9 protein-coding genes and 1 riboswitch are annotated in these 9,139 nt (G+C 42.0%); of the genes, 8 read left to right on the forward strand and 1 reads right to left on the reverse strand.

Features of this window, described 5'->3' with window-relative positions; genetic code table 11:
* The first annotated feature begins 84 nt into the window (after positions 1-84).
* The 8 genes from L654_RS0110790 to L654_RS0110825 all read left to right on the forward strand — a co-directional run bounded on the left by L654_RS0110790 (position 85) and on the right by L654_RS0110825 (position 7,795).
* The gene (locus tag L654_RS0110790) at positions 85-483 is read left to right on the forward strand and encodes an acyl-CoA thioesterase (protein WP_024592343.1); all 399 of its coding nucleotides are present in this window, start codon (positions 85-87) and stop codon (positions 481-483) included.
* A 126-nt stretch (positions 484-609) separates the two neighbouring features.
* The gene (locus tag L654_RS0110795) at positions 610-1,008 is read left to right on the forward strand and encodes an META domain-containing protein (RefSeq protein ID WP_282569959.1); all 399 of its coding nucleotides are present in this window, start codon (positions 610-612) and stop codon (positions 1,006-1,008) included.
* Between the two features lie 107 nt (positions 1,009-1,115).
* Positions 1,116-1,230, forward strand: a riboswitch (TPP riboswitch).
* A 143-nt stretch (positions 1,231-1,373) separates the two neighbouring features.
* Positions 1,374-3,326: a phosphomethylpyrimidine synthase ThiC gene (gene thiC / locus L654_RS0110800; RefSeq protein ID WP_024608014.1), complete on the forward strand. Its 1,953-nt coding sequence runs from the start codon at positions 1,374-1,376 to the stop codon at positions 3,324-3,326.
* A gap of 129 nt (positions 3,327-3,455) precedes the next feature.
* On the forward strand, positions 3,456-4,466 hold the full coding sequence (locus L654_RS0110805) for an FAD-dependent oxidoreductase (protein WP_024608015.1): 1,011 nt from the start codon (positions 3,456-3,458) through the stop codon (positions 4,464-4,466).
* Between the two features lie 6 nt (positions 4,467-4,472).
* Positions 4,473-4,667 carry a sulfur carrier protein ThiS gene (gene thiS / locus L654_RS0110810; protein WP_002960781.1) on the forward strand — a complete coding sequence of 65 codons (195 nt, stop codon included), beginning with the start codon at positions 4,473-4,475 and terminating at the stop codon, positions 4,665-4,667.
* A 5-nt stretch (positions 4,668-4,672) separates the two neighbouring features.
* Entirely contained in the window at positions 4,673-5,464 is a 792-nt protein-coding gene (locus tag L654_RS0110815; RefSeq protein ID WP_010555272.1) for a thiazole synthase, read from the forward strand.
* Between the two features lie 10 nt (positions 5,465-5,474).
* Positions 5,475-7,010 carry a thiamine phosphate synthase gene (gene thiE / locus L654_RS0110820; protein ID WP_024608016.1) on the forward strand — a complete coding sequence of 512 codons (1,536 nt, stop codon included), beginning with the start codon at positions 5,475-5,477 and terminating at the stop codon, positions 7,008-7,010.
* Positions 7,011-7,045: 35 nt separating this feature from the next.
* The gene (locus L654_RS0110825) at positions 7,046-7,795 is read left to right on the forward strand and encodes a HesA/MoeB/ThiF family protein (protein WP_024608017.1); all 750 of its coding nucleotides are present in this window, start codon (positions 7,046-7,048) and stop codon (positions 7,793-7,795) included.
* 395 nt (positions 7,796-8,190) lie between these two features.
* Here L654_RS0110825 and asd read toward each other — a convergent pair whose 3' ends face one another.
* Positions 8,191-9,057: an archaetidylserine decarboxylase gene (gene asd / locus L654_RS0110830; protein ID WP_024608018.1), complete on the reverse strand. Its 867-nt coding sequence runs from the start codon at positions 9,055-9,057 to the stop codon at positions 8,191-8,193.
* Between the last annotated feature and the right edge of the window lie 82 nt (positions 9,058-9,139).

The raw sequence follows: 9,139 nt of genomic DNA on the forward strand, positions 1-9,139 counted from the left end.
TTTAGGGACTCGTATGGTAGCAATTATTTAAACACATGTGCTATAAACGCGGCAATTATACGTTAAATAATCAGGATTACTAATATGACCTTTAAAGTTGACTTCAAAGTACGTGATTACGAATGTGACTTACAAGGTATCGTAAATAACAGTGTTTATTTTAATTATTTAGAGCATGCTCGCCATGAATTTTTGTACGCACACGGTATTGATTTTGCTCAATTAGCGAAAGATAAAATTAACCTAGTCGTGATGCGCAGCGAAATGGACTATAAACATTCACTATTACCAGGTGATGAATTTTATGTGGCTGTGGAGCCGCAGCGTATTAGTCGTTTAAAATTTGCGTTTAAGCAAACGGTCATACGTAAAAGGGATGAAAAAGTAATGCTCAATGCACTGGTTATAGGAACGTCTGTTAATGAAAAAGGTAGACCGTTTTTACCTGAGCAAATAGATAACGTATTCAAAACTACAACTTAGTACTTAATCGCATAACTTTTGAACTATCATAGAACAAAAATTTACATTTAAAACATGCATTTTTAACGGATAAAGGGCATAAATATTGTTACAATTACATTAATTAGACAATTAGTTAGTAGTAGTATGAAATTAGCAGCAATACCGATGCTTATAGTCGGTTTATGTGTTGGTTGCGCATCAACAGGGACGGTTACCAGTGAGCAGCTTAAATACACCCAATGGCAATTATCACGTGTTGATGGTTTAGCAATTCCACCTTCGTTTAACGCATCAATGAGCTTTATTGAAGCGCTGCAAGTAAACGGCTTTGCTGGCTGTAATAAATTTTTTGGTGAAGGCTCGCTTGAAGAAAGTAACCTTACCATCAGTAAATTAGGAATGACGCGCAAGTCGTGCGGCGAAGACCTTGATGAGTTTGAGCAGCAGTTATTACAAGCCTTAAAGCAAGGTGCCGAGCTTAAAATGCAAGACCAGCAATTAGTCATGCAAGGCGAGCAAACATTTGTGTTTATCCCTAAATAATTTTAAGTTTTTGAAAAACAGCCCCTTGCGGGCAGTTTTTAACTGACGTACACTCAGCGCAGATTTGATGGATAACACCTTCAAATTAACGAACAGAATTTATATATCAATACTTGTCGGAGTGCCAAAGCTAAGTAATTAGTTTTTGGCTGAGATCGCGAAAGCGGGATCCGTGAACCTGATCAGGTTAATACCTGCGTAGGGAACAAGCTGCCTAAAATAGGACGCTTGTGCGTCTTTTTTTATGCGCACAATAAAGTGATTTTGTTTATTTTAGGCTGCAAAGTAGCATGTACGCTACTTTACGATCTTTCTCTATTCCTCGGAATATCTGACAAGACAACCCTTAAGCAATGAGGCAAGTCATGTCAAATACTACAAATAAAGCGTCACGCCGAGAAACTCGTGCTGCCGCGTCTGAATATATTTATAACTTAACGGGTCAACCGTTCCCAAATTCTCATAAAGTATACGTTGAAGGCACTCAACCTGGTGTGCGTGTTGGTATGCGTGAAATTACGTTAAGTGATACGTTTATTGGTGGCACAGATGAAAACCCTGTTTATGAGTCAAATGATCCGCTACGTGTTTACGATACGTCGGGCCCGTATACCGATCCTAATTTTGAACTAGACGTACGCAAAGGCTTACCAAAATTTCGTGAACAATGGATTGAAAGCCGTGGCGACACCGAGGTTCTTGAATCTGTTACGTCGCAATTTTCGCAGCAACGTATGGCAGATGAAGGGCTGGATCATATTCGCTTTGATCACCTTCCAAAAATTCGCCGTGGTATCGCTGGTAAAAACGTAACGCAAATGCACTACGCACGCCAAGGGATTATTACTCCTGAAATGGAATACGTAGCCGTTCGCGAAAATATGGGACGTGCAGAAATTCGTAAAGAATTATTAGCAGCGCAGCATAAAGGCGAGTCGTTTGGCGCGAGTATTCCTGAATTTATCACTCCAGAATTTGTACGCGACGAAATAGCCCGTGGTCGCGCTATTTTACCAAATAATATAAACCATCCAGAAACAGAGCCTATGATTGTAGGGCGTAACTTTTTAGTTAAAGTTAACGCTAATATTGGTAACTCATCGGTTAGTTCATCTATTGAAGAAGAAGTAGAAAAAATGGTGTGGTCTACCCGCTGGGGTGCAGACACCGTGATGGACTTATCAACGGGTCGTTACATTCACGAAACGCGCGAATGGGTTGTACGTAACTCGCCTGTACCTATTGGCACAGTACCGATTTATCAAGCACTTGAAAAAGTAAATGGTGTGGCTGAGGATTTAACGTGGGAGATTTTCCGCGATACGCTTATAGAGCAAGCCGAGCAGGGCGTTGATTACTTTACTATTCATGCCGGTGTACTGCTTCGTTACGTACCAATGACGGCTAAACGTGTAACCGGTATTGTGTCGCGCGGTGGCTCAATTATGGCTAAGTGGTGTTTAGCGCATCATAAAGAAAACTTTTTATACACGCACTTTGAAGACATTTGCGAAATTTTAAAACAATACGATGTGTGTTTTTCACTCGGTGATGGACTTCGCCCTGGTTCGATTGCTGACGCCAACGATGAAGCACAGTTTAGTGAGCTGCGCACATTAGGTGAACTGACTAAAATTGCGTGGAAGCACGACGTACAAGTATTTATTGAAGGTCCTGGACATGTGCCAATGCACATGATTAAAGCCAATATGGATGAGCAATTAAAGCATTGCGACGAAGCACCTTTTTATACTTTAGGCCCGCTAACGACCGATATTGCACCAGGGTATGACCATATTACTTCTGGTATTGGGGCGGCTCAAATAGCATGGTACGGTTGTGCAATGCTTTGTTATGTAACACCTAAAGAGCATTTAGGTCTGCCAAATAAAGAAGATGTTAAAGAAGGCTTAATTACCTACAAAATAGCTGCACATGCCGCCGATTTAGCAAAAGGTCACCCGGGCGCGCAAGAGCGCGATAACGCCTTATCAAAAGCACGCTTTGAGTTTAGATGGCATGACCAATTTAATATTGGTTTAGATCCAGACCGAGCTCGCGAGTATCACGACGAAACCCTTCCACAAGAATCAGGCAAAGTGGCTCACTTTTGCTCTATGTGTGGTCCTAAATTTTGTTCGATGAAAATTAGCCAAGAAGTACGCGATTACGCTAAAGATTTAGAAACACGCGGTATTGATCCTAATAACGCTGGCGACGCTATTGAAATAAAAATGGTTGATGTAGAAGCCGAAATGAAAGCTAAATCGGAAGAGTTTAAGCAAACAGGCTCAGAGATTTATCACAAAGCGGTATAAAACAATTATTGCTAGAAGCTAGATACAAACGTAGGTGAGGCTTTGTGCCTCGCTTCTTTAAATAATAGAAGAGGTGCGAAGTAAATTTTCATCTACTTGTACTATGCATAACTGCTTTTGGAGACGCATATGCTTTATAACATTGCGGTTGTCGGATTTGGATTAGCGGGCAGGTTAGCTGCGCTTACGCTAAGTAAGTTGCATAATGTAACTGTGTTTGAAGCAGACGATGAGCAAACCCCAAATAGCGCCGGTAAAGTCGCTGCAGCAATGCTTGCCCCGCTTGCTGAGTCGGTATTGTGTGAGGCTGATTTAGCTTTAATGGGTCTTGATTCAATGAAGCGCTGGCCCAGCATTATTGCAGAACTTGAAAGTGAGGTTTTTTTTCAGCAGCAAGGCACTTTGGTCATTGCGCATCAGCAGGACAAAGGCGATTTACAAAGCTTTGCACAGCGTATAAAACCGCTAGCTGATCACACTGCCGAGCATATAAATGCCCAACAAATTACAATGCTTGAACCTGAACTTGCTGGGCGTTTTAACCAAGGCTTATTTTTACCTTGTGAAGGGCAAATAGATAACCAAGCATTTTATAAAGCCAGCTTTGCACAGCTCAACAAACGCAAAGTAAAGTTTGTATTTAACCAGCGCGTAACCATTAGCGACAATAAGATAAATAATCGACCGTTCGATTACATTATTGATTGCCGTGGGCTTGGTGCTAAAAATACTCAAGATGATAAACCGCTTAGAGGTGTGCGCGGCGAAGTAGCAAGGTTATACGCACCAGAGGTAAGTTTAATCAGGCCCGTGCGTTTAATGCACCCGCGTTATCCAATTTATATAGCGCCTAAACCTAACAGTGAATATGTAATTGGTGCGACTGAAATAGAGTCACAAGACAATGGTGCCGCAACAGTACGCTCAACTCTTGAGTTACTTTCAGCGGCTTATACCGTACACAGCGGGTTTGCCGAAGCACGACTACTTAGTATTCAAACTGGATTACGCCCCGCATTTAGCGATAACCGCCCAGAAGTATCACAAGTTGGTAATGTAATTAGTATTAACGGTTTGTATCGACATGGTTATATGTTGGCGCCGGCATTAGTGGCGCAAGCAGTTTCACGAATAGAGTGAGAAAAAATGAACATTACAATTAATGGCGAGCTACTTAATGTTAATAGCAAAGCACTCGTTGAGGTACTTCAAAGTTTTGGTGCAGTCGCGCCTTTTGCTGTGGCTGTTAATGGCGAATTTATTCCACAAAGTCGGCACAGTAACTATGTACTTAATGAAGGCGACAGTGTTGAGTTGCTGTCACCCATTCAAGGCGGATAAAGCTCATGCAAACTAAAGACTGTTTAACTATTTATGGAGAGCAAATAAAGAGTCGTTTATTAATAGGCTCTGCGCTTTATCCGTCGCCCGACATTATGACCCAATCAATAGTTGCCTCTGGCGCTGAAATTGTAACCGTGTCGCTTAGGCGCCAACAAAGTGCAGCAGCCGGTGATGACTTTTGGCAGTTAATAAAAAATACAGGCTTAAAAATACTGCCTAATACCGCAGGGTGCCATAGTGTTAAAGAAGCGATAACGCTTGCAAAAATGTGCCGAGAAGTATTTGCCACCGACTGGATTAAGCTAGAGCTGATTGGCGATGATTACAATTTACAGCCTGACCCTTTTGCGCTACTTGAAGCCACAAAAATATTAATTAATGATGGCTTTAAAGTATTGCCTTATTGCACCGATGACTTAGTACTTTGCCAGCGCTTAAATGAGCTAGGGTGTGAGGTGCTTATGCCGTGGGGTGCGCCAATAGGCACCGGTAAAGGCTTGTTAAATAGCTATAATTTAAAAACTATTCGAGAGCGCTTACCCGATACCACATTAATAGTAGATGCCGGTTTAGGTTTGCCATCGCATGCCTGCCAAGCACTCGAAATGGGGTATGATGCGGTATTATTAAATTCAGCTATTGCAGGGGCGGGTTGCCCAATTACTATGAGCCGCGCATTTAAAGCCGCAGTAGAAGCGGGGCGCTTTGCATACAAAGCAAAAGCGATGCCGGAAAAAGACGTTGCAGCCCCATCAACCCCAACAATGGGTATGCCATTTTGGCATCAGCAGTGAAGGAAAGAATATGAATAACGTAGTATGGACAATTGCCGGTTCTGATTCTGGCGGCGGTGCAGGTATTCAAGCTGATATAAAAGCAATGCAAAGTTTTGGTGTACATGGCTGCACGGCAATTACGGCGCTTACTGCACAAAATAGTTTAGGCGTAGAGGCTATTAATGCAGTGTCTACCGATATTATTGAATCGCAGTTACTAGCGCTTGAAAAAGACATGAAAGCCAAAGTGATAAAAATTGGCATGCTTGCCAATGTGCAGCAAATTCAGTTGATCAGCGAACATATAAGTCACTATAAAGCTAAGTGGCCTGTGCCTCCCGTTATTGTATATGACCCTGTCGCTATTGCCTCAAGCGGTGACTTACTAACAGAAGAAGACACCGTCAGCGCAATAAAAGAATGTTTACTGCCGCTGGTGGATGTAATAACCCCAAACACCCACGAAACACAGTTATTAACCGGTGTGTATTTAATTGGCCCGGCTGCAATAAAAGAAGCGGCTAATAAGCTATTAAGCTGGGGCGCAAAAGCCGTTGTTATTAAAGGCGGACATTGGGATTACCCAAGTGGCTACTGCATTGATTATTGTATTGATAGTAATACGCAAAGTGGTGAAGAATATTGGTTAGGCAATCAAAAAATACAAACACCGCATAACCACGGCACCGGGTGTAGCATGGCTTCGGTAATTGCTGCGTGTTTAGCTAAAGACTACCCATTAAAAGATGCCTTTATTTTAGCTAAAGCATATATAAACCAAGGGCTAAAACAGTCAGTACGCTACGGCGAGGGGATTGGACCGGTTGCTCAGACCTCGTTCCCCACTAATTTAGCTGACTACCCACAAGTTATTGAGCCAGGTAGCTGGCTGGGTGATGAACTAGATTTTGATGTGCCGCTTGATTTTAATATGGCGGCAGATTTTGCGCCTTGTGAAAGTAAATCGCTGGGCTTATATGCGGTTGTTGATAGCACCGATTGGTTAGAAAAGTGCTTACAACAAGGCATTAAAACAGCGCAGTTACGCGTTAAAAATAAAACGCAAGACGAGCTTGATGCGCTCATTAAGCAAGCTGTTGAGCTGGGCAAGCAATACAATGCACAGGTATTTATAAACGATTACTGGCAGCTAGCTATTAAACATGGTGCGTATGGTGTGCATTTAGGGCAAGAGGATTTAGACATTGCTAATTTAGCCGCTATTAAAGACGCTGGGCTAAGGCTTGGGCTTTCTACCCATGGCTTTTATGAAATGCTGCGTGCGCATAATTATCGCCCTAGTTATATGGCATTTGGTGCTATTTACCCAACCACAACAAAAGACATGACAGGGCAAATACAAGGTCTTGAAAAGCTGATTAAATTTGTACCGCTTATGCAAAGCTATCCAACAGTGGCAATAGGCGGTATTGATTTAAGCCGTGCTGAGCAGGTAGCTAAAACCGGAGTAGGCAGTGTTGCCGTAGTGCGTGCGATTACCGAAGCTGATAATTACGTAGAGGCTATAAGTGCTCTGCAAGTGGCCATAAGCAGTGCACATTAATATTAACAAGGGCAATACTAACAAGGCTGGTAAACGTGAATGAGCTAAGCGATAAAGAAACCCTGCGTTACAGTCGCCATTTATTACTTGAAGAAGTAGGGCTTGAAGGGCAGTTAGCACTTAAATCCTCAACGGTTACAGTAGTGGGGGCTGGTGGTTTAGGTAGCCCAGCACTTTTGTATTTAGCTGCGGCGGGCATTGGAACGCTTATTTTAATTGACGATGACGAAGTTGAGCTTTCAAACTTACAGCGCCAAGTGCTTTATAAAATAAACCACTTAGGGCAAAACAAGGTCGCTGCAGCGGGTAAAGTATTAGCGAGTCTTAATAATCAAATAGACATAGTAACGCATTGCCAAAAGTTAGATGAGAATAATGCAGTTAACATGCTAAAAGGTGCTGACATCGTACTTGATTGCTCTGATAACTTTAGCACTCGCTATTGCGTTAATCGTTATTGTATTGCTAATAAAACACCGTTAATTTCGGGTGCTGCACTCGCAACCAAAGGGCAGTTAATGGGCTTTGATTTTAGGCAAAGTGATAGCCCATGTTATGGCTGTGTTTTTCCACAAAGCGAAGCTACACCGGTTATAAATTGCAGTAACGCAGGAGTAATTAGCCCGCTACTTGGTGTAATAGGCTCTATGCAGGCGCAACTTACGCTCAACTTATTACTGGGCTATGCAGAGGGATGTGTGTTTATAACCTTCGATGCGCTCACTTTAAAACAACAGCACTTTAAAGTGATTAAAGATTTAGAGTGTAAAGAGTGTGGGAAATAGGTATTGAAAAAGTTTGTGCATATTATTAAATGTAGCGTTAAAGAATTAAAAGCTGCGCTTTTCACGTGAGCAAGCTCTACGTCTACAACGCATTAAACTTCTGCGCCAGACTTGTAGATACCATCTCTCATTTTAAGCTTCAAGCTCGTAATTTCTATGCTTTGGTGTCTTCTCATTTACTCCTCTTTTGCTTCTCTTTGTGCAATAAGATTTTAAGTGATTTATCCACAAAGATGCTAAGAGGGCGCTGCGCTTTAGAGAAGCCAATAAGTAAGTAAAGTATCAGTTATAAATATTAAAAGCGGCCCTTTTCGCGTAAGCAGGCTTTACGCCTACAAAAATAAAAAACCGCGTTTAAATAACGCGGTTTTTTGATTTCTAATTAACGATTGATTTTAGTCGTTAATTTTTGCAAACGCAGTACCTAAGCGAGTAACCACTTCTGGTAGTTGATCGTCCAGTATTTCAGCTTTATCAGCACCCCATGCTAGTACCACAGTAGAGCCTAATTTAAAGCGACCCATCTCTTCACCCTTTTTAAGCGTGATAGCGTTATCGCCAGTGGTTGGGTATTTCCAACTAAATACATCGCTACCTGCTGGTGGCGTTACAGTACCTGCCCAAATAGTTTCTATGCTGGCTACAATTGTTGCACCAACAAGTACCATAGCAAGCGGACCAATCTCAGTTTCAAAAATTGCTACCACACGTTCGTTACGTGCAAACAAGTTAGGCACGTTTTGCGCTGTAAGTGGATTTACTGAAAATAAATCACCTGGCACATAAATCATTTTGCTTAGTGTGCCATCAACTGGCATATGAATACGGTGGTAATCTTTAGGCGCTAAATAAATAGTGGCAAACTTACCGCCTAAAAAAGGTGTTGTATCATCTTGTGAGCCGCCTAGTAGCGCTTGTAAGCTGTAATCGTGTCCTTTAGCTTGTATTAGCTGTCCGTCAACAATATCGCCTAGCTGGCTGATTGCGCCATCCACTGGATGAATGATGATATTGCTATCTTCTACCATTGGGCGCATGCCGTCTTTTAAAGGGCGAGTAAAAAATTCATTAAAGCTTTTATAATGAGCCGGATCTGGGTATTGGGCTTCGCTCATATCTACTTTATATTGCTTAATAAATAGTTTAATTAAAGTCGTTGTTAAAGCACCCGCTTTTGCAGCAGCTAATTTTCCGACTACGCGTGAAATAAAATGTTTTGGCATTGCGTACTGCATTGCGATTTTAAATTTGTCTAAACTCACAGTATTTTTCCTAAATTATACGCGAGGCGCACGGGCGCCTGCACGGCCATCGGCCATTGTTTCTAAAATTCGGTGGTAGCTG

This window comes from Pseudoalteromonas sp. TAB23 (genome assembly GCF_000498075.1).
Taxonomy (GTDB): domain Bacteria; phylum Pseudomonadota; class Gammaproteobacteria; order Enterobacterales; family Alteromonadaceae; genus Pseudoalteromonas; species Pseudoalteromonas arctica.